This is a genomic window from Pseudomonas sp. A-RE-19 (assembly GCF_019956555.1).
In the GTDB taxonomy this organism is placed as follows: Bacteria; Pseudomonadota; Gammaproteobacteria; order Pseudomonadales; family Pseudomonadaceae; genus Aquipseudomonas.
The window spans coordinates 108,302-129,093 of sequence record NZ_JAHBDQ010000033.1 but is presented as its reverse complement, the minus strand read 5'-3'; the positions used below and the strand labels follow the sequence as shown (position 1 = coordinate 129,093).

Here is a 20,792-nt window from a genome sequence, read left to right as displayed (position 1 = left end):
AGATCCCCCGTTTTTCTTTACCAGGCACTACACCGAAACCACAGCTAGCATCACTGGGCCTGCGTTTGCTGCGCTTTGTTTTGTTCTGCCAGTGCTATCGCTTTGAAATCATAGGTCGGATAGAACTCGGTTCTGTAACTTCCCCACGCTGTATTTTCAAGTGCAAGGTTTACTTCAGCGAGACGGGAGGCTGGGAAGCGCACTGTGACGACTTGTCCGATACCCATCATTATGTTCCAACTGACAACCTCTACTCCCGCAGGTGGAAATGCCTTATAGAATCCTTGTTTGGCAAGTTGAGCTTTTAGTTCGCCCAATGGCCGTGACTGATCGTGCTTTAAAAATACGGTCAGCATGACGGCATTATCTGGCGTGGCCACGGCATTTTTTGCAGGGGAATTTGTTGTGGACTGCGCATTGACAGCGCCGCAGAAGGCCGAGGCTATTAATAGCGTAGACACAAGGAGTGTTTTGAGTGATTTCTGCATGTTGAAACTCCATGTTTTATTAGGAGGCAAGATTGATTTAAAGCGGTAACGCTACTCCAGCGGAACTGACTGGATTATTTAGTGCGTTGGGGGGCTGGTTTCAATTTGTGATCTTTGTATCTGGATTAATGGCGGACTTTGTTTCCACTGTTCCGGTGTAGGGGGCATGAACGACATAGATACGCACTGGAGGGTTATTGGCTATCATGTCGCGAGGCACTTCGCGAGAGTAGGTGAATTCATTTGGGTTCAACGTTTCCAATCGCCTGACCACGGTTTTGGTTGGCCCGACATCGGGCACTAAAATGTGGGTTTTTTGATCACCAGTGACAAAAAAGTAACCTCCACCTCCATTGTCGTACTTTGATTTTCCGGTATCGGTGTAAAAGAATTCATAGCGATTGCGTTCGGGATCCCACGTCGATATTCCGACCACGCCAGGATAATTCGCTTTTACGTCTGTTTGTGGTGCACCCTCTATATAGACCTTGGTTGTCAGCCATCGAGGGGAGGATGCCAGAGCTCGAGTATCGGCAGTGGCGGGGGCTTGTTGCGCAAAACTACCCAGAGGACAAAACAATGCCGCAAGAAGCAGGCATGTAGAAGTAATATTATTTTTTTGCATGCGGATAACTCCTTATCTGCTTTGGTTGCTCGCTATTAATTATCCAGATTCAATGCGTGAAAAGTATAGGCTGGGAGTGGGGGGGTCAATAGTGAGTAATGACTTGTAATGATTCGGTGTTTCTTTTTTGAAGTGATGCTTTATCGCAATTGTTTTTAAATGTGTTTGTTGTCGGAGTTTGACTGTATGTCGAAATTACAAGGCTGGCTGTAGGATATTTCCGAAGTTACATGCTCCGTTTCCCTGTGTTTCATTTATTTGGCGAGGACTCAGATGTGGCGAGCCCGCTGCTTGATTCAGAAGTGTCGGCGGTGTGATTAATTCAACTCTGGCTGTCTGTACTACCAACCCCACTCATGCGCGGCGCTTATTCGTTGGGTTCAGCCGCTGTACCTCGGCAAAAACCTCGGTGATCGGCCGGCGAGGTTGGCGCTGGTGGAGGGTGCGGACCTGTTCGCTCATGTGCAGCAACTCTGCACTCGGCTTGGTCCATTGCTCCTTCGGCAGCGGCTCGGACCATTGCTGCATGGCCTCGGGCAAGGCGCGATGGCCCATTGTCTTGATGCGCCGCACTTCCCATTCGGTCAGGTAGTTGGGCAGAGTCCAGAGGGTCATGACGTGGTACAGGTACCAGAAGAACCCTGATACCCGACCGCGTTGACCATCGCGGATTTGCTGGTGCATGCGGGCATGGGCGTTGCGGAACGTGTGCAGGCCTTCGTGGGGTGGATCGTTCGGGCCTTGCAGGTCTTGCAGGTCCTGAATGGATTTGAGGTCGTGGATTTCGTATTCCATGTAGCCACGGATCGCTTCCCAATGGCTGATGGCGAGCGGCAGGCCGGCGCAGGGGAATTCGACGCTGGTCAGGGTTTCGCCATGCTGGAAACCGATGCCCATGCCGTACTGGCGATGGATGCCGTATTGGGTGGCACCTTGGGCTTCGATGATCCAGGCGGATAAGGACTCCCACGGGACGAAAACGGGTTCTGTGGCGCCTTCGGGGATGAAACAGACTTCGCGGCGTTGACGGTTGAAACGGGTGGGAATGATGTGGAGGCGTTTTTTGTGGTTGTGGTGCCAGACGGCTAGGCCGATGAGTAGGGTAGAAAAGCCTGTTATCAAGGCACGTCCGTAAGACTCATAGAAAATCCCTTCTATGGCCCATCCTCTGAGATCGAGTCGGGAAACAATCGGACTGACGGCGCTGAACATGCACAAATCCCTATGCCTTATTGGAAGGAACAGGACTTTGCGTGGGTCCAGGAGTTGGCGCAGTCAGACGAATCGATATTTCGTGTAGGACTCATCCGTTAAGTTGTTGGAGCGCTAGAAGATCGCGGTGTTGTGCAGCTCTTTTGCCCCTACATGGATCGTGTGCACCGCGTGCTTATGACCAGCGCCGAAAAATCAGCGAAGTATTCACCCCACCAAAAGCGAAGTTGTTGTTCATCACATACTGGTTGCTCATCTGCCGGAACTCTCCGCGCAGATAATCGAGCTTGCCGCACTGCGGATCGATCTCATCAAGGTTGAACGTATGCACGTACAGGTCGCGGTTCATCATTTCGATGCTGAACCAGGACTCCAGCGCGCCGCAGGCTCCCAGGGTGTGCCCGAGGAAACTCTTCTGCGAACTGATCGGCATGTGTTCGCCGAACAACGCGCTGGTGGCCAGAGTTTCGGCAATGTCGCCCTGTTCGGTAGCGGTGCCATGACCGTTCACGTAGCCGATGTCCGAAGGTTGCAGTCCGGCGTCTTCCAGGGCGAGTTCCATGGCCCGGCGCATGGTGAACTGCTCAGGACGAGTGGCGTGCTGACCGTCGGCGTTGCTGCCGAAACCGACGATCTCGGCGTGGATGTGCGCGCCGCGCGCCAGAGCGTGTTCGAGCTCTTCGAGCACCAGCATGCCGCCGCCTTCACCGATCACCAGGCCATCGCGGTCTGTGTCGTAAGGTCGTGGGCTGGTCTGCGGGGCATCGTTTTTCAGGCTGGTGGCGTAGAGCGCATCGAACACCATGGCTTCGGTCGGGCACAGCTCTTCGGCGCCGCCGGCGAGCATCAGCGGCAGGCGCCCGAACTTGATTGACTCGTAGGCGTAACCGATGCCCTGGCTGCCGCTGGTGCAGGCACTGGAGGTCGGGATCAGCCGGCCAGTGAGACCGAAGAAGATGCTGATATTCGCCGCTGTCGTGTGCGGCATCATTCGTACGTAGGAATTGGCGTTGAGGCCTTCGGCCACTGAGTTGAGCAGCATTTTGCCAAACGCCTTGATCTCGTCGGTGCTGCCGGTGGACGAGCCACAGGAAACGCCCATGCGCCCGTCCTTGATCGACTCGTCACCCAGCAGTCCGGCGTCCGCCAGGGCCTGTTCAGCCGCGCCCACGGCCAGGCGCGAGACACGGCCCATGCTGCGCAGTTGCTTGCGGGTCCAGTGGCTTGGCACCTGGAAGTCGTCGATCGGCCCGGCCAGGCGGGTGTTGAGTTCGGTAAAACGATCCCACTCGTCCATGCGGCGGATGCCGCTGCGGTTGGCGGCGAAATTGGCGGCGATGGTGTCCCAGTCGCTGCCCAGTGAGGTGATGCCGGCCATGCCGGTGACGACGACGCGCTTCATCAGCACAGGCCTCCGTTGACGGCCAGAACCTGCCGGGTGATGTACGACGCTTCCGCCGACATCAGGAAATTCACTGCACCGGCCACCTCTTCAGGGGTGCCCATGCGTTGTGCGGGGATCATTTTCATCAGTTCTTCCACCGGCACGTTTTCATCGAGCATCGCCGTGTCGATCAGGCCGGGTGCGACACAGTTAACAGTGATTTTGCGCTTGCCCAGTTCGATCGCCAGCGCTTTGGCTGCGCCGATCAAACCGGCCTTGGACGCGCTGTAATTGACCTGGCCGCGATTGCCGATCAGTCCGGACACCGAAGTGATGCAGACAATCCGTCCGGCAGCGCGACGACGGATCATCGGCATCATCACCGGGTGCAGCACGTTGTAGAAACCGTCGAGATTGGTGCGCATCACCATGTCCCAATCCTCTTCGCTCAAGGCCGGAAAAGCACCGTCGCGGGTCAGGCCGGCGTTGAGCACCACGCCGTAATAGGCACCATGGGTTTCGACGTCGGCTTCAAGAATGGCTTTGCAACGGGCACGGTCGGACACGTCGAATTGCAGGATGCGCGCGTTGCGTCCCAGGGTCTCGACCTCGGCCTTAACGGCTTCGGCGTCCGCCAGGCCGCTGCGGCAGTGCAGCACGATGTCATGCCCGGCCCGGGCCAGGCGCAACGCAATGGCGCGGCCAATGCCACGGCTGGAGCCGGTGACCAGTATGGATTCAGTCATCACTCGACTCCTTGGGGTTCATGAAGATATTGAGCGGCCTGAGGCGGGCGGAACACGTTCAGCCGGGCGGTGGCGTGGATGCCGGGGCCGGTGATGTGGCATTCGAACACACCCATGCCGTTGTCGTCTTCCAGCGAGCGTATCCCGTGGATGGTCAACTCGGTGCCGGCGGGGAAGTGCTCCACGTTGCATTCGAATTTACGGGTGCCGAGCAGGAAGCCCAACTCCACCGCATTGCCTTTCTGGCGCGCGTGGCAGCCGGCGTAAGCGGCGACGCTCTGGGCCATCAGTTCAATACCGACCCAGGCCGGCAGGCTGCCGTCGGGGCGATTGAACAGGCCGCCGGGTCTGACGGTGAGTCGGGTGTGAATCTGCTCATCATCGAACGACAGGATCTGCTCGATGAGGATCATGTCGCCGGCATGGGGCAGCAGTTCGGCGAGCGGCCAGGCAATCATGGGGCGTCTCCGATAATCAGGCTGACGTTATTGCCACCGAAGGCAAAGGAATTGCTCATCAGGTAGCGGGGTGCAATGGACGTCAGGTGGTCGTTCGGGGTCACCCAATGCAGGGCCGGCAATTGGGGGTCGGGCTGACCGTCCCAGACGTGGGGCGGCAGAGCATGCTCGCGGTTATCCGTGCTCAGGCTCAACCAGCAGAACGCCGCTTCCAGGGCACCGGCAGCGCCGAGGGTATGGCCGGTCATCGGCTTGGTCGACGAACAGGGCACCCCTTGCGGGAACAAGGCTGTTACGGCGAGGCTTTCCATGGCGTCGTTGTGTTGGGTGGCCGTACCGTGCAGGTTCAGATAACCGATCTGCTGCGGTTGCAGGCCCGCGCGGTTCAAGGCTTTGTGCATCGCTTGCCGGGCGCCACGACCGGTCGGTTCCGGCGCGGAAATGTGGTGTGCATCGGAGCTGGCGCCACTGCCGAGCAGGGCAATCGGTTGGCTGTTGCCGGCGTTTTTGCTCATCAGAAACAGCACCGCCGCCTCGCCGATATTGATGCCGTTGCGGTTGACCGAAAACGGATTGCAGCGCTGTTCGGACACCGCTTCCAGGGCAGAGAAACCGTTGAGGGTCAGCTTGCACAAACTGTCGACACCACCGCACAACACGGCGTCGCACATGCCCAGGTCGAGCAGTCGTTGGGCACTCATCAGCGCGCGGGCGCTGGAGGTGCAGGCGGTGGAAATGACATAGGCCGGGCCGCTCAACTGCAGCCAGTCAGCGAGGAATGTCGCCGGCGCGCCGAGTTCCTGTTGCTGATAGTCATACTCGGCGGGGAACTGATGCTCACGGATGTAATGGGCCAAGCCTTGGCTGGCCTCGTGAATGCCCGAGGTGCTGGTGCCGAGAATGACGCCGATACGGTCGCGGCCGTAGGTCTGGATGGCCTGCTCGATGTCTTCGCGAATTTGCAGCGCGGCGTCCAGCAGCAATTGATTGTTGCGAGTGTTTTGCCGAGCCAGCTCAGCCGGAATCGGCGCCAGCTCACCGCGCACCGCCGCCACTGGCAACGAGCGTTCCGCCACCCAGCCGGCCTCGTGGCGCATGCCCGAGCAATCGCCGGCAAACAGGTTGCGGGCGACTTCCTGCTTGTCGCGGCCCAGAGCGCAGATCACCCCGAGGGCGTTCAGATAAGCCGTCATGGTGTGTTCTCGCCGAGCGGGGTGACGCGATAGTGCGGGCCTTGGGACACGTTCAATTCAAAGCTCAATGGTTGTGAGTAACGAATGTTCCAGTGTGGTGACAAGGAACGTTGCCCGCCCTGCTGACGGGCGGCGGGGTAGTTGCCAGGCAACTCGCCGGTGGGGGTCAATGCAAACAATAAGGCGGCGAACAGTTCCCGGGCTTCTGGATTGGGTGGCAGCAGGCCGTCGGCCTGCCACTGGCCATCGATCAATTTCTGACGTGCCACGGGAATCCCCAACGGGTCCATCATCGACCAGCGAATGCCTGGGCCTTCACGCTGGATCACCAGCAGCCAATCCTGACGCTGCTCGGCCATCTGCCGCTCGATATGCAGTTGCAGCGGCAATGCCAGGTGCGGGGTTCTCTCGGGCAGCGGTGCCTGGCTGGCGCAGGCGCTCAGCAACAGGACACAGCTGAGCAGCAGAAAGCGGATCAGCACCGCAGACCCTGTGGGAGCGAGCCTGCTCGCGAATGCGTCGGCACATCCAACACTTTTGTTGACTGACACACCGCTTTCGCGAGCAGGCTCGCTCCCACAGGTTTGAATTGCGCTAGACATCAAACAGCACCTTCAAGGGGCTTGCGCGCGACCACATTGACCAGGGTTTCTTCCCGTTGGCCAAAGGGCTTGGGCTGGCGCAGGCCGAAGCGTTCAAGCAGGCCGAAATCCTTGGCGCGACTCCACCACAAGTAAGGGTAAGACACATTCTGCGGGCCGAATTCAAAACCCTGCCGACGAATCATCTCCAGGTAGCCGGTGGCGCTCTTTTGCACGTGCATCGGGTGGCGGAACAGCCAGCGAATCACCCACGTATCAATGTAAGCCTCGGTGGACTCGGCGAACAGCAAATAGCCGCCCGGCTTGAGCACCCGATAGAATTCGGCCAGGGCCTGATCCTGCTCGACAAGGTGATGAAAGGTCTGGTGACAGAACAGCAGATCGACGCTGGCGTCCGGGACTTTGATGCTGGCGCAGTCACTGCCGATCAGTTCTACATCCATGCCCTGACGGGCAGCCTCTTCACCACTCAGGTTCAGGCTGTGAGGGTCGGCATCCAGGCCGATCAGGCGCCCAGGCGCAAAGGTCTGGCGCAGGTACTGGAACGACTTGCCCTGGCCGCAACCGGCATCCAGCAATACCGGATTGGCGGGCAATGGCTCGCTGAACAGGCCGCGCAAATCATTGACCGCCACGCGCAATACATGGTGCTGCCAGGTGTGGCTGCGCAGGAACCAGAAACCGAAACGGGTTTCTTCGACATAGTTGGCGCTCAGATAATTCATGTCGCATCCCTGGCGCACAGGTCCGAGATCATCCGCAGTCGACGTTTGGCTTCGCTGACGAACGGGTTACGTTCATCCCAGGCGTAACCGGCGAGGATCGAGCTGATCATGCGGCGGATATCTTCTGTGCCGCCCTGATAGAAAATCACATCCTGAAAGGTCCCGGCGTACCAGCCTTCGACGTAGCAACGGAAGGTGTCGACGCCGCGCTTGAGCGGTTCGGCGAACTCGGTCTGCCAGTCGACGCTTTCACCCTGCAGCTGGCGATGCAACACTCCGGCGGCCATGCTCGCCGAACGCATGGCGATGGTCACGCCGGAGGAGAACACCGGGTCGAGGAATTCCGCCGCATTGCCCAGCAAGGCGAAACCGGGACCGTGCAGGGTTTTGACGTTGGCCGAGTAGCCACCGATGGAGCGCGCGGGGGTATCCCACACGGCGTTGTTCAGTACCCCGGCCAGGCTTGGGGTTTCGGCGATGAAGCCGCGCAGGCAGTCGTCCAGATTCTCGGTGCGACCTGCGAAGTGTTCGGCGGCCGCCACCACGCCCACCGAGCAACGGCCGTTGCTGAACGGAATGGTCCAGAACCAGATGTCGCGCTGGGTCGAGTGGGTGGTGATGAGGATTTTTTCGCGCTCGAAGGCCGGGCTGTCGATACGGTCTTCAACATGGGTGAACACGGCCTGGCGCACCGGAAAGTTCGACGGCGCCTCAAGGTCCAGCAAGCGCGGCAGCACGCGACCGTAGCCGCTGGCATCGAGCACGAAATCGGCCTCGACGCGGTATTGGCTGCCGTCTTCGCGAAGCACATCGAGCTGCGGCTTCGGCAGGCTGAAATCGGCGCTGACGATGGCTTCGCCGTAACGGACGTCGACACCTTGCAGCTCGGCCTGATCGGCCAGCAGCTTATCGAAATCGGCGCGCAGGACCTGGAACGTGGTCGGCTTGCCGTTGCTGAACGTCTCGCCGAAATCGAAGGCGCTGTACTGATCGCCCCAGGCGAATGCCGCACCGTTCTTGCGCTGGAAACCGGCGGCGTTCACCGCTTCGAGCATGCCGGCTTCTTCGACGAAATCCAGGCAGTGGGACAGCAGGCTTTCACCGATGGAAAACCGTGGGAAATGCTGGCGCTCGATCATCAGCACATCGTGACCTTTACGCTTGAGCAGCGCGGCAGCGATGGCGCCCGAGGGGCCGGCACCGATTACCACCACCTGACGACGTTCCATTTCAACTGTTGGCACGGGAGCTCCTTGCCGAGGCGGCGATATTCAAAGGGATGCGGTGCATGCCGGCCAGTGCCGGCAGCAGGGTCGCGATCAGGCCCATCAACATCAGCGCGAAATACAGCGCCGGGCTGATGAGCTGTTGTTGCAGCAGCAGGTTGAGAAAGACGATCTCGCTCAAACCACGAATATTCAGCAAAAGGCTTTCCCGCCAGCGGCTGGCACCTTCAAACGAGACGCCGGCCCAGCCAAGACCCAGCCAGTTGCCCAACAGTTTGCTGGCAATCGGCAACAGCAGGAGCGCGGCCAGTTGCACCCCGTCGAGACTGTCGATGGCGCTGTGCACGTTGATTTGCACGATGCCGAACGTGAGGATCAGCGGGATCGCGATCCAGGTCTGTAAACGGCTCATCCACGCCGCCGGCAAAGGCAGCACCAATGGCACCTTGAGCATGGCCATGCACAGCAGGTAACCGATGCCGAAAATCAGCGCATTGAGCTTGAAGTGTTCGGCGACCACCAGCAGTGCGAAGAAGCAGCCGCTGTGCAGCAATGGTTGGCGCAGGCCCAGCAGTCGCAGCAACAACGGCAGGCAGGCGCCGGCCAGCGGCAGCAAGAGACTGCTCAGGTGCAGGCTGCCTTGGGCGAACGCGAACAGGGTCCAGCAGGTCAGGTCGATCAGGATCGCGGTTTGCACCAGGCGCCGGGTGGCGGCGGGCGGGTAGTTGATGTGTCGCAGGTACAGATACAACACCGGAATCGCGGTGATGGCGAACAGCAGACCGACCGCCAGCGAGCTGATCCACGGTTGCGGCGGCAACAGCCAGATCGCTGTCGCCAGCCCGCAGGCAAACGGAATGCAGAAACTTGGCAGGGCGATTTTCAGGCTCTGGCGATCCAGTCGCAGGTCGATCACGTCACTGAGGATGTGCCCCAGCAGCAAGGCAAAACTCAAGCTGTAGAGGTTTTTCAGCCAGCCCGGCGAGACCAGATCGGCACCACTGAGGTGCCAGCCCGGTTCGATCCAGAAGTACATCAGCAGCGGCAGGCCGAAGGTCGCCAGCAACAACTGGCTGACGATTGGAATCAGACCGAAGTGGCGACCGACACGGGTAGCCACGGCGAACAACACCAGGGCCATTACCCAGAACGCGGCGACCATCACGCTGCCGACTCCGCAACCGGGGCGGCGTGGACTTGGCGTCCGGCCCATGGCGCCAGAATGAAACTGAATGCCAGGCCGAGGCTCACCGACAGGCCGAAGTTGCTCACCGCCGGCGTGCTGGACACCGCCAGCAGGCCAAAGGACAACCAAGTGGTCACCGCCGCCAGCAAGGTGCCCAGCAGGCTCGCCGCCGCACCGCCGATCTGTTCGCGCATGAGAATTGCGTAGTCGACGCTGATGGCCGTCACCAGCAGCAGGCCGAACAGGCTGAACAGCGTCAGCGGCTGACCGAGCCAACCGAGACTGGCCAGACTGCACAGGGCCGCCAGTAAAGGCAGAGAGACGATTCGCAACGCGCCACCGAGACCGAATGGCAGGATCAGCACCAGCACGATCAGCGCGCAGGACGCGAGTTTCAGTTCGGCGGCACTGATTTGCGTCGCGGCGAAAACCTTGTTCAATTCGCCGAGGCGGTCCACCAGTTCCACACCCGGCAAGTCCAGCGCCTGGACCTGTAACAGCGCGGGATTGTTCAAGCCTTGCAGGCTGACCATCGCGGCCACACCGTCATCGGTCGGCCCCAGCCACAGGGCGCGATAGGGCTCGGCCAATGGACCGGCCAGCGCCGCGTCAATGTCTTCAGTGGGCAGCGCCTGCAGCTTCGCCAGCTCGGCCTGCAAGGCTGCGGCCGGCACGCCGAGGTTGAGCAACGGCTGCCAGAACTGCGGCAGCTTGCTCAGTGCGTCACGTACTTGCCGCTGTTCGCTCGGCGGGCTGACCAGTTGATTGAGCGACAGGTAGCCCTGGAGTTTTTCCAGATTGATCAACTGATCCAGACGCTCGCTCAGTGCCGTCTGGCGTTCGAGCAACGCCTGCTGATTGGCCGCGCGCACCAGGAAGAACTGGCTGGTGGGTTGATAGCCGGTGATACGCGCGATGGTCTGGGCTTCGTCAGTCAGTTGCGGTGGTGTGCCGACCCATTGGCGAATGTCGTTTTTGCTCTGCAGCTGCAACAGGCCGCCGACACAGAAGGCGATCAGCAGCGCCAGCAATACCGGCGTGCGTACGTATTTGAGCAACGTTTCACGCACATCCAGCAACTTCTCGGCGATGCGCATCGGCCATTGCGCCGGACGCAAGTCCGCGCCCTTGAGCAGCGCGGGCAGCAGGCACACTGCCGACAGATAGGCGCCCACCAGGCCGGCGGCGGAGAACACGGCAATTTGGGTCAGGGCCGGGAACGGTGTCCAGGCCAGGGCCAGGTAGCCGATGCAACTGGTGATCAGGCTCAGCGTCAGCCCCGGCAAGGTCAGGCGCAAGGCCGGCCAGCTGTGCCAGGGTTTCAGGCTCCAGCTTTTGGACAGGTAATGCAGCGGGTAATCCACCGCCACGCCGATCAGGCTGGAACCCAGCACCAGCGTCATCACGTGCATGTGACCGAACAGCGCCACGCAGGCCACCGCGCCGAACAGCATGCCCACCAGCACCGGGACGAAGGCCAGCAACACCCGCCAACGCCGGAAGGCCAGCAACAACAGCAACAGAATCCCGAGCGTGGCACCGCCACCGACCCAAGTCATCTCGCGCGCAGCTTGCCGTTGACCGCTGGCGGCATACAGCAGGCCGCTGGCGGCGAGCAGTTGCACATCCGCCTGGGCGGCTTCTTCGCGACTGTGCTGGAGCAGATCGGCCACTTGCAGTGGCAGGTTCATGTCGAAGGCGTTGCCGGCGGTTCGCGCCCGCAGCATCACCCAGCTCTTGCCGTCGGCATCGGCGACCAGCGCGCCGCTGCCGATGTCCAGTTGCACCGAACCATGCTGTGGCTGGCTGTTCTGGATGCGCCCGGTCAGGCCGAGCCAATCGTCCTGGCTCGGCACCAGACTGAAGCCGGTGAACGGGTCGAACAGGGCTTGTACCCGTTGTTGAATAAATGCGTCGGGGTGCTCGATGAGTTGCTGTCGGTCGGCCGCCGACAACATTGCCAGTCGGCCTTGCAGCAGTTGCGTACGCAGTGCCGGCAAGTCGGCCTGCAGGTTCCACTGGACCTTTTCGAACACGCCGCTGGCCTGCCATTGTTCGGCGAGTTTTTGCGCCATGGCGATGGCTTGCTGGCGGTCTTTATGGCCGACCAGCACCAGCATTTCCCGGTTCAGCGGTTCTTGCATGCGTTGTTCGGCGCGCAGCTCCAGCGCGTCCGGCGCGGTGCCTGGCACCAGTTCCATCAGGTTGGCGGACAGCGGAGTGCCGTCGCGCCACTGCCAACCGGCGAGTGCGAGCACCGCCAGCAGCAGGATCAGAAACAGCCGCGGCAGCATCCGTTCACTCGGCAAAGTCATGTTGCTCCGCATCGCTCAAAGGTTGGGTGCTGGTGCTGTCCTGCATGCGCAACAGGGTTCGGTCACCCTGGGTTTCGAGCAGCTCGATGCTGTGCACCAGTTCGCCGCCGTCAATGTTGATCTGATTGAACACCTGCTTGAGCAGCATCGAGCGCGGAGTCAGGGTCAGCTTCCAGTTCTGGGCATCGCCACTCAGCGACAGCTCGAAATCCCGTTGCAGGCCACTGCTGTCGCCTTGCAGCACGGCGAGGAACAAACGGTTCTGCTCGGCCCCGGCGCTCTTGTTAGGCAGCATTTGCCAACCGTTGGCATCACGCCGGGCAATGCCCTGGGCGCTGATGCGGTAGTCCTGTTGCAGTGGGGTTTTCAGCAGCCAGAGCAGGCCATGGTTTTTCGCCAGAACGAAAGTGCCCTTGCTGGTCAGCGGCTGGGGCAGGGCGCGCAAATGTTTTTCCTGGATAAAGTTGCCGTGGATCACATCGGGTTTGGCCAGTTGATCGCTGAGCTGCTGCAGATCGAAGGCCTGCGCCAATGATGAAAGCCCGAGCAACGCTAAAGCGCCGAGGCATTTGAACAGCGAGTTCATGGCAACATCCTTTCAACCGCATCGGTGAACACCTTCGGTGAAGCCAACTGCATTTCGCGGCTGCTCATGTCGACGGCGACCTGCACGGAACAGGCGCGGGTCAGGCGCTCGCCGGAGCTCAGATCGCTGATCAGGTAACTGATCTTCAGGCGGTTTTCCCACTCCACCAGACTGGCGCGCACATTCAGCTTCTGGCCGAACACGGCGCCGCGCACATAGCGCAGCTGCAAGTCGATCACCGGCCATGCGTAACCCGACGCCACCATGGCGTCGTAGTTGTGGCCGATCTTGTCCAGCAGCGCACAGCGGGCGACTTCCAGGTATTTGACGTAATGGCCGTGCCAGACCACGTTCATGGTGTCGACGTCAAAGAACGGTACGAGGATTTCCGTGTCGGTGTGAAGCACTCCCTTGCTACGCATGCAGCCTCCAGTGTTGTTCGGCGATGCGTTGCATACACAGGCGCAATTCGCCTTCCAGGGCGCGGTCTTCGATGACCGGCGGGAAGTCCTTGGCCAGTTCCTTGTGCATCGCAGCCAGGGCCGGCGGCAGTGGGCGCGCGTCTTCAGCCTGGCCGCGTAGCCAGACGCCTTGGTTGGCGGCCAGCAGCGTGGCAGCGGCGACCTGTTCGGTCAGCTCCAGCACGCGGATGGCGTCGCGGGCGGCAATGGTGCCCATGCTGACTTTGTCCTGGTTATGGCACTCGGTGGAGCGCGAGAAAACGCTGGCCGGCATGGTGTTTTTCAGGGCTTCGGCGGTCCAGGCGCTGGTGCCGATCTGCACCGCCTTGAAGCCGTGGTTGAGCATCGCGCGGTCGGCGGTGGCGCCGGACAGGTTGCTCGGCAAGCCGTGGTTGTAGCGCTCGTCCACCAGCAGTGCGAGCTGGCGGTCGAGCAAATCGGCGACGTTGGCCACCAGCGTCTTCAGGCTGTCCATGGCGAAGGCGATATGGCCGCCATAGAAGTGCCCGCCGTGCAGCACGCGTTCGGCTTCGGCGTCGATGATCGGGTTGTCGTTGGCGCTGTTGAGTTCGATCTCGATGAACGAGCGCAGCCAGTTCAGGCTGTCGGCCAATACACCGAGCACGTGCGGCGCGCAGCGCAGGGAGTAACGGTCTTGCAGGCGATGCAGCGGCGCGGTCGGCGCATCGATCGCCAGGTCCTGGCGCAGCCATGCGGCGACTTGCATCTGCCCAGGATGAGGTTTGGCTGCGAACAGGCGCTCGTCGAAGTGCTCCGGGTTGCCCTGCAAAGCGACCACGTTCAACGCGGTGATACGCGTGGCCAGTTGCAGCAGGTAATCAGCGCGAGCGTAAGCCAGGCAGGCGAGGCCGGTCATGACTGCAGTGCCGTTCATCAGCGCCAGGGCTTCTTTGGGGCGCAATACCAGCGGTTCCCAACCCAGTTCGCGGTGCACATCGGCGGCTTGTCGGCGCTCGCCACGGAACATCACTTCGCGCTCGCCGGACAAGGTCGCGGCGACGTAGGACAGCGGCGTCAGATCACCGCTGGCGCCCACCGAACCTTCTTCCGGAATCAGCGGCAGGATGTCGTGTTCAAGGAAGGCCTGCAGGCGCTCCAGCAGCTCCACCCGTACCCCGGAAACGCCGTGGCACAGCGACTGCAAACGCGCCGCCAGCACTGCGCGAGTGGCCTGGGCGTCGAGCAGTTTGCCCAGACCGCAGCCGTGGAAGGTATACAGATGGCGGGGCAGGGCTTCGACGTGGTGCAGCGGCACCGCCACCACACAGGAATCGCCATAACCGGTGGTCACGCCATAGATCACGCCTTCCTTGTCCAGCAGGGAATCAAGGAATTGCGGACCCTTGGCGATGCGCTGGCGAAACTCGGGGTCGCCTTGCAACTGAGTCGGCACCTGACGGTTGGCCAGGGCCAGCACGTCTTCGATGCGCAAAGGGAGTTCGCCGAAGGTTACCGGCTCAAGCGTTGGCGTCGTCATCGGTCTTCCAGAAAGGGTAAAAGTTGAACCATTGTTGGGGCGCTTGGAGGCAATAGTGACCCAGGCGTTCGGCGTAGCGGGAGGCCCACTGATGAATGACCTGTTCGCGGTCGTTGCGCTTCCACACCACCGCCTCGGTGAACGGTTCGAGGGTCAGTCGATAGTCGCCCGTGGGTTTCTTCAGGCACAGCAGCAGATTGACCGGGCATTTCAACAGACCGGCCAGCAGCCAGGGGCCTTGGGGGAATGCGGCCTGATGGCCGAGAAAATCCACCGTCACGCTGCGTCCGCCATGCAACGGCACGCGGTCGCCGGCAATCGCCAGCCATTCGCCGCGCTCCAGGCGTTCATGCAGTTGCAGCATGATCACCGGGTCGAGTTCGCTGACCTGAATCAGCCGCAGATTGGTCGCCCCGGCTTCGCCCAGCAGACGGTTGAATTGTTCGGCGTGCTTGGTGTGCACCAGCACGTTCATGGTGACTTTCTCGCCGATCTCGGCCAGTGCCCGGCAGACCTCGAGATTGCCCAGGTGTGCGCCCACCAGCATTTGCCCGCGTGTGCCGCGCAGTTTATTGCGCAGCAGTGCAGGGTCGATGATTTCGATCTGCTCGATGCTCAGCTTGCCGTTCCACACATCGAGCTTGTCGAGCATGGAGTCGGCGAAGGCCATGAACTGGCCGAACACCCGCCAGTGGGTCGGCCGCAATTCGCTACGCCCGCTCCAGTCGGCAAGTCGCTGCTGGTATTGCCAGGCGCTTTGGCGGGCGCTGCGCCCGAACAGGAAAAAGTACAGGACGATGCCGTACAGCAACGGGCTCAACAACCGACGGCCCAAGACTTTTGCGCAGAGCGCGGTGAACTTCATCAGCCAGAAACTGCCTCGCTCCTGGCGGTCGGCCCAGTGCTGTTTGTCTGTGTTGTCGCTCATGCTCGCCACCGTCGCCAGAGGATCACTGGTGAGCGCAGCAACATGCCGAAGAACAGCCGGGTGTGCATGCTCGAAATCAGTACATTGTCGTGGAACAGGCGGAAATGCGAGACGCCATCCAGAGGGTAATGGACCCTGGTTTTCAGCCACTGCATCGGCAGATTGCGCCAGGCCAGGCGCACCAGGATGTCGGAGTCGAAGTCCATGCGTTTGCCAATCTTCGCTGAGTCGATCAGCGCCAGGGTCGGCGGCAACGGGTAGACGCGGAAACCGCACATGGAGTCGCGAATCTGCAACGACAGGGTGTTGATCCAGACCATGACGTGCGTCAGGTAGCGGGCGTACAAACGACCTTTCGGCACGCTGGCGTCGTATTGCGGATAGCCGCAGATGACCGCCTCGGGATGCGCGCGCGAATGCTCGATGAAGACTTTGACGTCTTGCAAGTCATGCTGGCCGTCGGCGTCCACCTGCAAGGCGTGGCTGAAGCCCAGGCGCGAGGCTTCCCGCAGACCGGTCATCACCGCGCCGCCCTTGCCCTGATTGACGGTGAGCCTGATCAGGTAAACCCGGTCACGCTGCGCCAGTTGATCAAGTACCTTGGCGCAGGCCGGGTTGCTGGCATCGTCCACCAGAATGCACGGCAGACCACTGCCAAGCACCGCATCGACCACGGCGGTGATGGCGGTTTCGTGGTTGTAGACCGGGATTACGGCGCAGGGGTTATGCATGTTGGCGTACACCTGAAAAATTGAGGTGCCTGCATCGCGAGCAGGCTCGCTCCCACATTGAGTGTGTGTCGAACACAGATTGGGCGTCTGACAACGATCTATTGTGGGAGCGAGCCTGCTCGCGATTGAGTGCGTAGCACTTACCCAAGTTATGCATCGCTGGCAGCCTCCAGCACAATTCGCCCGCTGGAGCAGGTAGCGGTTTCATTGCGATAGGCGAAATACAACTTGCCGCGCACCTGATCGAAGCGCAGGTGCAACTGGATTTCATCACCGGGACGCACCAGTTGCTGGAATTTCAGCACTTCCATGCCCGCGAATTTTGCCGGCAGGTCCATCAATTGCTGGCCCAGGCTCAATGCCCAATCCACCTGCACCACGCCAGGCAATACTGGCGCCCGGGGAAAGTGACCGCTGAAATACGCCAGGTCTGGCGGGACCGCCAGTTGCAGGCTCCATTCACCCTCGACTTCGACCTGCTCCAGTACGTGCGGCGCCTTTGGACGGGGCGCCAGCAGCAAGGCTTCAACCTCGGCCTGGGGCAGTTTGCCTTGCGCATTCAGCGGCAGTTGGCGCAACAAGCGCCAGCGACGTGGCAGGGCCAGCGTTTCACAATGCTGACTCAGATGCTGACGCAGTGCTTGAGTGAGGCTGCGTCGACCCTGATTGCGCAAGGCATGCAGGCCTTGTTCGCTGAGCACCAGCAGCGCACCCAATGAGGCGCGGTTTTCCTGAACCACACCGAGGCGCGCTTCGGCGACCCAGCGGTGCGCCATCAGCGCTTGTTCGAGCATCGGTAGCGAGATACGTTTTTCTTCCAGTTTGACGATTCGGTCCAGCCGTCCCAACAGCTCGAAACGACCGTCGGCGGCGATGCGCACGGCATCGGCGGTGTGTTCGATATAACCGGTCGGCAAGTACGGTGATGCGACAAGCAGCGCGCCGTCGCTGTCCTGGCTTAACGCCACGTCGGCGAAGGGTTGCCAGAGATTCTGGCCCTGGCGCCAGGCGATGCCGCCGGTTTCCGAACTGCCGAGGATCTCCGTCGGCCATTGTTGCAGGCGCTCATGCAGGCTTTGCGCCGCTTCGGCGGGCAACGCACCACCAGAGGAGAACACTCGGCGCACCGCGCTAAGCGCTGGCCAGTCGAGGTTGTCGCCCATGCGTTTGAGCAGCGCCGGGCTGGCGACCCAGGCGAAGGTCGGGTGTTCGCGGCTGGCGCGCTGCAAGTCCTCCGGGAAGGCCAGTTGCTTGCGCACGAACGAGCGCCCGGCGCACAACGGCCACAGCACCCGAAACAGCAGCCCGTAGATATGCTGGGTGGCGACGCTGCCGATGATGCAGGCCTCGCCCAGATCCGCGCCCCACAGGTGCTCCAGCGCTTCGACTTCATTGGCCAGTTGGCGCAGGGTTTTGTCGATGCGCTTGGGTTCGCCACTGGAGCCGGAGGTGCACAGGCTCAGCTGACAGCGATCCAGATCCAGTGCGCTGGCCGGCAGCGGTGGGTGCCGATAATCGCTCAGGTGCGCATCGTCGGCCTGATCGGTCAGCCACAGATCGACCTCGGTCGACCAGCGCTGGCGAGTCTGCGCTTGCAGGTCGGCGGGCAGCAGCACGCTGACCCCGGCACGCCAGGCGCCAAGCAGAGCAATGGCCAGGTCGGCGGCGTCCTCGAGGTGCACGGCGATGCGCTGCACGCCCTGAGCTTGCAGGCCGGCAGCCAGGCTCAAGGCCTGTTCGCACAATTGCGCATGATTCAACGCCGGTTCCACCGTCACGGCACGGTCCGGCTGAGCCTTGAGCAACAGTTGCTCAAGTGTTATCCAATTCATGGGTGGCCTCGTACCCGTTGTCGTATCAGCCATTCGATGGCAAACATCAGGCCGATCAATCCATAGGAGATCAGGCCGGTATACAACATCCACCAACTCAGCGGCGCCCAAAGGGTCAGGGCAGCGGCGCACAAGCCGTTGCAGAAAAAAAACACGCTCCAGGCAATCGTCACCTGGCGGGTGTAGCGAATGGCCCTGGCCGGTAATTGCGGTTCTCGCAGACGGGCCAGGCGTTCGATCATCGGCGGGCCATATTTCAGGCTCAGGCTGAACAGCACCAACATGAACCCGCTGATCAACACCGGGTACCAGCGCAGCAGCACCGGGCTGTCGAACAGCGCCAGCAGCAGGCAGAACGCGATGGCGACCGAGGCCATCCACAGGCTGCCAGGGCGCCGCTCACCGGTCAGCGCCCGCGCCAGCCACAGGCTACCCAGCAGCAGACCGAACTGCCACGGGGCGAAATGCTCCATGCCGAAATACACCGCGAAGGGGTACAACAGGCCTGCCAGCAGCAGACCAAGGCCGATCAGTCGGCTCATGCGGCCGGTTGAACCAGGCGGTAGACCGCATCGACTACGTCGCTGACGGTACGCACCGATTTGAATTCTTCGGCGGCGATTTTCTTGCCGGTCTGGCGTTTGATGTGATCGATCAGGTCGACCGCATCAATGCTGTCGATTTCCAGATCCTGATACAGGTTGGATTCCAGGCTGATGCGCTCGGGCTCCAGCTCGAAGAGTTCGACCAGAGCATCGCGCAGGGTGTTGAAAATATCGTCACGAGTTTGCATGGTCCGGTCTCAAGCTGCCTGTTTTGCAGTGACGAACGCCGCAAGGCTCGCCACATTGGTGAAGTGATTACGGGTGTCCTTGGCGTCGGCGTCGATTTTGATGCCGTACTTTTTCTGGATGGCCAGGCCGAGTTCCAGGGCATCTACCGAATCCAGGCCCAGGCCTTCGCCGAACAGCGTTTGGTCATCGCCGATGTCTTCGACGCTGATGTCTTCGAGGCCCAGGGCGTCAATGATCAGTTCTTTGATTTCACGGTGCAGATCGCTCATCTTCGGCGAGCTCCTTAATAAAGTAATGGTGCAAATAATCATTGAGCTTGCGCGAGGCCTGGGGCGCAGGCCCCTGCGTAGCGAAGGCCTGTGGGTCTATATCGGCCCCGACACGAAAACTGAAGTGCACGCGGCGTTTGGGGATCCGGTACCAGGGTTCGGCCTTGGTCAATGTGGTCGGATTGACCTTGATAATCACCGGGGTGAGGATTCTCGCACCGCGCAGGGCGATTGCCGCGCCCCCCCGATGAAAGGCCGGCGGTTTGCCGGGTTGGGTGCGGGTGCCCTCGGGGAAAATGATCAGCGTCTGACCGCTTTTCAGTGCGTCGGCCGCCGCATCGAGCATGTCCATGCTGCCGTCGTTGCTGATGTAGTCGGTGCGGCGTAGCGGACCGCGGGTGAACGGGTTTTCCCAGAGGCTTTTCTTGACCACGCAGTTGGCGTGGCCCACCAGACCGATCAGAAACACCACATCGATCAGTGAGGGGTGATTGGCGACGATCATCTGCCCTGGCCGCCCGAGCTTTTCCGCCCCTTGAATGTCGTAGGTCAGTACACCACTGCGAGCCATGAAACGAATAAAAAACAAGAAACACCGGCTCACCGTCTGTCGTGCACGCTGACGATGGGCCTGGGCGTCTCCCGGCAAGCAGCTCAACAGCGGGAACACCACCAGTCGCAGGCATAGCCCGCCCAACCCGAACAGGGTAAAGCTTGCGGCAGTGGCCAGCAGGCGCCAGTAATAAGCGTCGCGGTTTTTATCGGTTACAGGTTGCGTTGCCAGGTCCATACACGATTTTTCCAGGCATGTTGGCAGGTAGTCTGCTGGCCGAGCAGGGTACGCAACAGATTCAAGGCTTGGGGCCAGTGGGGTTTGGACAACGCTTGTGGCGCACTGTTCAGCGACAGCTGCCACTGATCGCCGGGCGTGATCAGCAGGCCGACCGCGTAAGGAAATGGCACGTCGTCGATCCAGGCCGAGTAGGCTGCCGGCGGTTGCTCTTCGGTAACCACCACCAGCACCGCGGGCGCACCTTCCTCAAGCAGCGCCGCCGCCTCTAGCATGCCGTGTTCAAGGCCGTCGCCGGCTGCGGCGAGGGCGGTCATTTCGCTGGTTTCGCCACGCATGATCGACCACAGACCGATGACCGCGTTGTGCACCGACAGGCTGAACTGGGTGGGCGACAACGGTTGATCAGTCGCCAGATCGCTGAGGATTTCGAACGTGCGGGGTGTTTCGCCGTGTCTGGAAATAAAGACCAACGGTAGGTCAGGGTGACCATCGGCCAAAGGCCAGCCGACACTGAATGCCATCCGCGCCAGACGGCTGAGGCGCCGGCGCTGCATCGCCGGTAGAAACGACACATCGGGGGCGGCATCGCTGCGCTCGAGCACAACCGGTTGTCGGCTCCAGGCTTGCCAATCATCCACGCTTTCAAGCCCAGGGGCCCACGCGCGCCATTGGGCGATGTTGAAATTGATCACAGACATTCATCCCGCCCCTGCGGGCTTCCTTGACGCGGTGAGTCGCCA

The 20,792-nt window shown here is 61.0% G+C and carries 23 protein-coding genes; all 23 read right to left on the bottom strand.

The genetic code is table 11. The annotated features are described in order from the left end of the window. Positions 1-50: 50 nt before the first annotated feature. The 23 genes from KGB14_RS20040 to KGB14_RS19930 all read right to left on the bottom strand — a co-directional run bounded on the left by KGB14_RS20040 (position 51) and on the right by KGB14_RS19930 (position 20,750). Positions 51-488, bottom strand: coding sequence for a hypothetical protein (locus KGB14_RS20040; RefSeq protein WP_223488447.1), 438 nt, complete (start codon positions 486-488; stop codon positions 51-53). Between the two features lie 100 nt (positions 489-588). Next, entirely contained in the window at positions 589-1,113 is a 525-nt protein-coding gene (locus KGB14_RS20035; protein ID WP_223488446.1) for a DUF4822 domain-containing protein, read from the bottom strand. Positions 1,114-1,467: 354 nt separating this feature from the next. Beyond that, a complete protein-coding gene (locus KGB14_RS20030; protein WP_223488445.1) occupies positions 1,468-2,325 on the bottom strand; it encodes a hypothetical protein in 858 nt (285 codons plus the stop codon). Positions 2,326-2,500: 175 nt separating this feature from the next. Beyond that, positions 2,501-3,727: a beta-ketoacyl-ACP synthase gene (locus tag KGB14_RS20025; protein ID WP_223488444.1), complete on the bottom strand. Its 1,227-nt coding sequence runs from the start codon at positions 3,725-3,727 to the stop codon at positions 2,501-2,503. Continuing rightward, a complete protein-coding gene (gene fabG, locus KGB14_RS20020) occupies positions 3,727-4,455 on the bottom strand; it encodes a 3-oxoacyl-ACP reductase FabG (RefSeq protein ID WP_223488443.1) in 729 nt (242 codons plus the stop codon). Before fabG ends, KGB14_RS20025 begins: the two co-directional genes overlap by 1 nt. Continuing rightward, positions 4,455-4,913, bottom strand: a complete 459-nt coding sequence (locus KGB14_RS20015; protein WP_223488442.1) for a hotdog family protein — start codon at positions 4,911-4,913, stop codon at positions 4,455-4,457. Before KGB14_RS20015 ends, fabG begins: the two co-directional genes overlap by 1 nt. Continuing rightward, positions 4,910-6,106, bottom strand: coding sequence for a beta-ketoacyl-[acyl-carrier-protein] synthase family protein (locus KGB14_RS20010; RefSeq protein WP_223488441.1), 1,197 nt, complete (start codon positions 6,104-6,106; stop codon positions 4,910-4,912). The genes KGB14_RS20015 and KGB14_RS20010 overlap by 4 nt, the downstream gene beginning before the upstream one ends. Further along, complete coding sequence (locus KGB14_RS20005) at positions 6,103-6,585, bottom strand: hypothetical protein (RefSeq protein WP_317851042.1); 483 nt, start codon at positions 6,583-6,585, stop codon at positions 6,103-6,105. The genes KGB14_RS20010 and KGB14_RS20005 overlap by 4 nt, the downstream gene beginning before the upstream one ends. Positions 6,586-6,707: 122 nt before the next feature. Then, complete coding sequence (locus KGB14_RS20000) at positions 6,708-7,433, bottom strand: class I SAM-dependent methyltransferase (protein WP_223488439.1); 726 nt, start codon at positions 7,431-7,433, stop codon at positions 6,708-6,710. Further along, positions 7,430-8,677, bottom strand: a complete 1,248-nt coding sequence (locus KGB14_RS19995) for an NAD(P)/FAD-dependent oxidoreductase (protein ID WP_223488438.1) — start codon at positions 8,675-8,677, stop codon at positions 7,430-7,432. Before KGB14_RS19995 ends, KGB14_RS20000 begins: the two co-directional genes overlap by 4 nt. After that, positions 8,664-9,821, bottom strand: a complete 1,158-nt coding sequence (locus KGB14_RS19990; protein ID WP_223488546.1) for a sodium:proton antiporter — start codon at positions 9,819-9,821, stop codon at positions 8,664-8,666. The genes KGB14_RS19995 and KGB14_RS19990 overlap by 14 nt, the downstream gene beginning before the upstream one ends. Beyond that, the gene (locus tag KGB14_RS19985) at positions 9,821-12,160 is read right to left on the bottom strand and encodes an MMPL family transporter (protein WP_223488437.1); all 2,340 of its coding nucleotides are present in this window, start codon (positions 12,158-12,160) and stop codon (positions 9,821-9,823) included. The genes KGB14_RS19990 and KGB14_RS19985 overlap by 1 nt, the downstream gene beginning before the upstream one ends. Next, positions 12,144-12,746: an outer membrane lipoprotein carrier protein LolA gene (locus KGB14_RS19980; protein WP_223488436.1), complete on the bottom strand. Its 603-nt coding sequence runs from the start codon at positions 12,744-12,746 to the stop codon at positions 12,144-12,146. Before KGB14_RS19980 ends, KGB14_RS19985 begins: the two co-directional genes overlap by 17 nt. Beyond that, positions 12,743-13,168 (bottom strand): acyl-CoA thioesterase, encoded by a 426-nt coding sequence (locus tag KGB14_RS19975; RefSeq protein WP_223488435.1) that lies wholly within the window; start codon positions 13,166-13,168, stop codon positions 12,743-12,745. Before KGB14_RS19975 ends, KGB14_RS19980 begins: the two co-directional genes overlap by 4 nt. Further along, on the bottom strand, positions 13,161-14,705 hold the full coding sequence (gene hutH / locus KGB14_RS19970) for a histidine ammonia-lyase (protein ID WP_223488434.1): 1,545 nt from the start codon (positions 14,703-14,705) through the stop codon (positions 13,161-13,163). Before hutH ends, KGB14_RS19975 begins: the two co-directional genes overlap by 8 nt. After that, positions 14,686-15,633 (bottom strand): glycosyl transferase, encoded by a 948-nt coding sequence (locus tag KGB14_RS19965; protein WP_223488433.1) that lies wholly within the window; start codon positions 15,631-15,633, stop codon positions 14,686-14,688. The genes hutH and KGB14_RS19965 overlap by 20 nt, the downstream gene beginning before the upstream one ends. Then, a complete protein-coding gene (locus KGB14_RS19960) occupies positions 15,630-16,364 on the bottom strand; it encodes a glycosyltransferase family 2 protein (protein WP_223488432.1) in 735 nt (244 codons plus the stop codon). Before KGB14_RS19960 ends, KGB14_RS19965 begins: the two co-directional genes overlap by 4 nt. 149 nt (positions 16,365-16,513) lie before the next feature. Continuing rightward, positions 16,514-18,196, bottom strand: coding sequence for an acyl-CoA synthetase family protein (locus tag KGB14_RS19955; protein ID WP_223488431.1), 1,683 nt, complete (start codon positions 18,194-18,196; stop codon positions 16,514-16,516). Further along, complete coding sequence (locus KGB14_RS19950; protein ID WP_223488430.1) at positions 18,193-18,738, bottom strand: hypothetical protein; 546 nt, start codon at positions 18,736-18,738, stop codon at positions 18,193-18,195. The genes KGB14_RS19955 and KGB14_RS19950 overlap by 4 nt, the downstream gene beginning before the upstream one ends. Beyond that, the gene (locus tag KGB14_RS19945) at positions 18,735-18,989 is read right to left on the bottom strand and encodes an acyl carrier protein (protein ID WP_223488429.1); all 255 of its coding nucleotides are present in this window, start codon (positions 18,987-18,989) and stop codon (positions 18,735-18,737) included. Before KGB14_RS19945 ends, KGB14_RS19950 begins: the two co-directional genes overlap by 4 nt. Before the next feature lie 9 nt (positions 18,990-18,998). Continuing rightward, positions 18,999-19,259 carry a phosphopantetheine-binding protein gene (locus KGB14_RS19940; protein WP_217855446.1) on the bottom strand — a complete coding sequence of 87 codons (261 nt, stop codon included), beginning with the start codon at positions 19,257-19,259 and terminating at the stop codon, positions 18,999-19,001. Beyond that, positions 19,240-20,049 carry a lysophospholipid acyltransferase family protein gene (locus KGB14_RS19935; protein ID WP_223488428.1) on the bottom strand — a complete coding sequence of 270 codons (810 nt, stop codon included), beginning with the start codon at positions 20,047-20,049 and terminating at the stop codon, positions 19,240-19,242. The genes KGB14_RS19940 and KGB14_RS19935 overlap by 20 nt, the downstream gene beginning before the upstream one ends. Further along, on the bottom strand, positions 20,025-20,750 hold the full coding sequence (locus KGB14_RS19930; protein ID WP_223488427.1) for a beta-ketoacyl synthase chain length factor: 726 nt from the start codon (positions 20,748-20,750) through the stop codon (positions 20,025-20,027). The genes KGB14_RS19935 and KGB14_RS19930 overlap by 25 nt, the downstream gene beginning before the upstream one ends. Between the last annotated feature and the right edge of the window lie 42 nt (positions 20,751-20,792).

Coding starts and splice junctions, on each gene's coding strand:
- KGB14_RS20040 (WP_223488447.1), bottom strand. CDS start 488: ATGCAGAAATCACTCAAAACACTCCTTGTGTCTACGCTATTAATAGCC.
- KGB14_RS20035 (WP_223488446.1), bottom strand. CDS start 1,113: ATGCAAAAAAATAATATTACTTCTACATGCCTGCTTCTTGCGGCATTG.
- KGB14_RS20030 (WP_223488445.1), bottom strand. CDS start 2,325: ATGTTCAGCGCCGTCAGTCCGATTGTTTCCCGACTCGATCTCAGAGGA.
- KGB14_RS20025 (WP_223488444.1), bottom strand. CDS start 3,727: ATGAAGCGCGTCGTCGTCACCGGCATGGCCGGCATCACCTCACTGGGC.
- fabG (WP_223488443.1), bottom strand. CDS start 4,455: ATGACTGAATCCATACTGGTCACCGGCTCCAGCCGTGGCATTGGCCGC.
- KGB14_RS20015 (WP_223488442.1), bottom strand. CDS start 4,913: ATGATTGCCTGGCCGCTCGCCGAACTGCTGCCCCATGCCGGCGACATG.
- KGB14_RS20010 (WP_223488441.1), bottom strand. CDS start 6,106: ATGACGGCTTATCTGAACGCCCTCGGGGTGATCTGCGCTCTGGGCCGC.
- KGB14_RS20000 (WP_223488439.1), bottom strand. CDS start 7,433: ATGAATTATCTGAGCGCCAACTATGTCGAAGAAACCCGTTTCGGTTTC.
- KGB14_RS19990 (WP_223488546.1), bottom strand. CDS start 9,821: ATGGTCGCCGCGTTCTGGGTAATGGCCCTGGTGTTGTTCGCCGTGGCT.
- KGB14_RS19985 (WP_223488437.1), bottom strand. CDS start 12,160: ATGACTTTGCCGAGTGAACGGATGCTGCCGCGGCTGTTTCTGATCCTG.
- KGB14_RS19980 (WP_223488436.1), bottom strand. CDS start 12,746: ATGAACTCGCTGTTCAAATGCCTCGGCGCTTTAGCGTTGCTCGGGCTT.
- KGB14_RS19975 (WP_223488435.1), bottom strand. CDS start 13,168: ATGCGTAGCAAGGGAGTGCTTCACACCGACACGGAAATCCTCGTACCG.
- hutH (WP_223488434.1), bottom strand. CDS start 14,705: ATGACGACGCCAACGCTTGAGCCGGTAACCTTCGGCGAACTCCCTTTG.
- KGB14_RS19965 (WP_223488433.1), bottom strand. CDS start 15,633: ATGAGCGACAACACAGACAAACAGCACTGGGCCGACCGCCAGGAGCGA.
- KGB14_RS19960 (WP_223488432.1), bottom strand. CDS start 16,364: ATGCATAACCCCTGCGCCGTAATCCCGGTCTACAACCACGAAACCGCC.
- KGB14_RS19955 (WP_223488431.1), bottom strand. CDS start 18,196: ATGAATTGGATAACACTTGAGCAACTGTTGCTCAAGGCTCAGCCGGAC.
- KGB14_RS19950 (WP_223488430.1), bottom strand. CDS start 18,738: ATGAGCCGACTGATCGGCCTTGGTCTGCTGCTGGCAGGCCTGTTGTAC.
- KGB14_RS19945 (WP_223488429.1), bottom strand. CDS start 18,989: ATGCAAACTCGTGACGATATTTTCAACACCCTGCGCGATGCTCTGGTC.
- KGB14_RS19940 (WP_217855446.1), bottom strand. CDS start 19,259: ATGAGCGATCTGCACCGTGAAATCAAAGAACTGATCATTGACGCCCTG.
- KGB14_RS19935 (WP_223488428.1), bottom strand. CDS start 20,049: ATGGACCTGGCAACGCAACCTGTAACCGATAAAAACCGCGACGCTTAT.
- KGB14_RS19930 (WP_223488427.1), bottom strand. CDS start 20,750: ATGTCTGTGATCAATTTCAACATCGCCCAATGGCGCGCGTGGGCCCCT.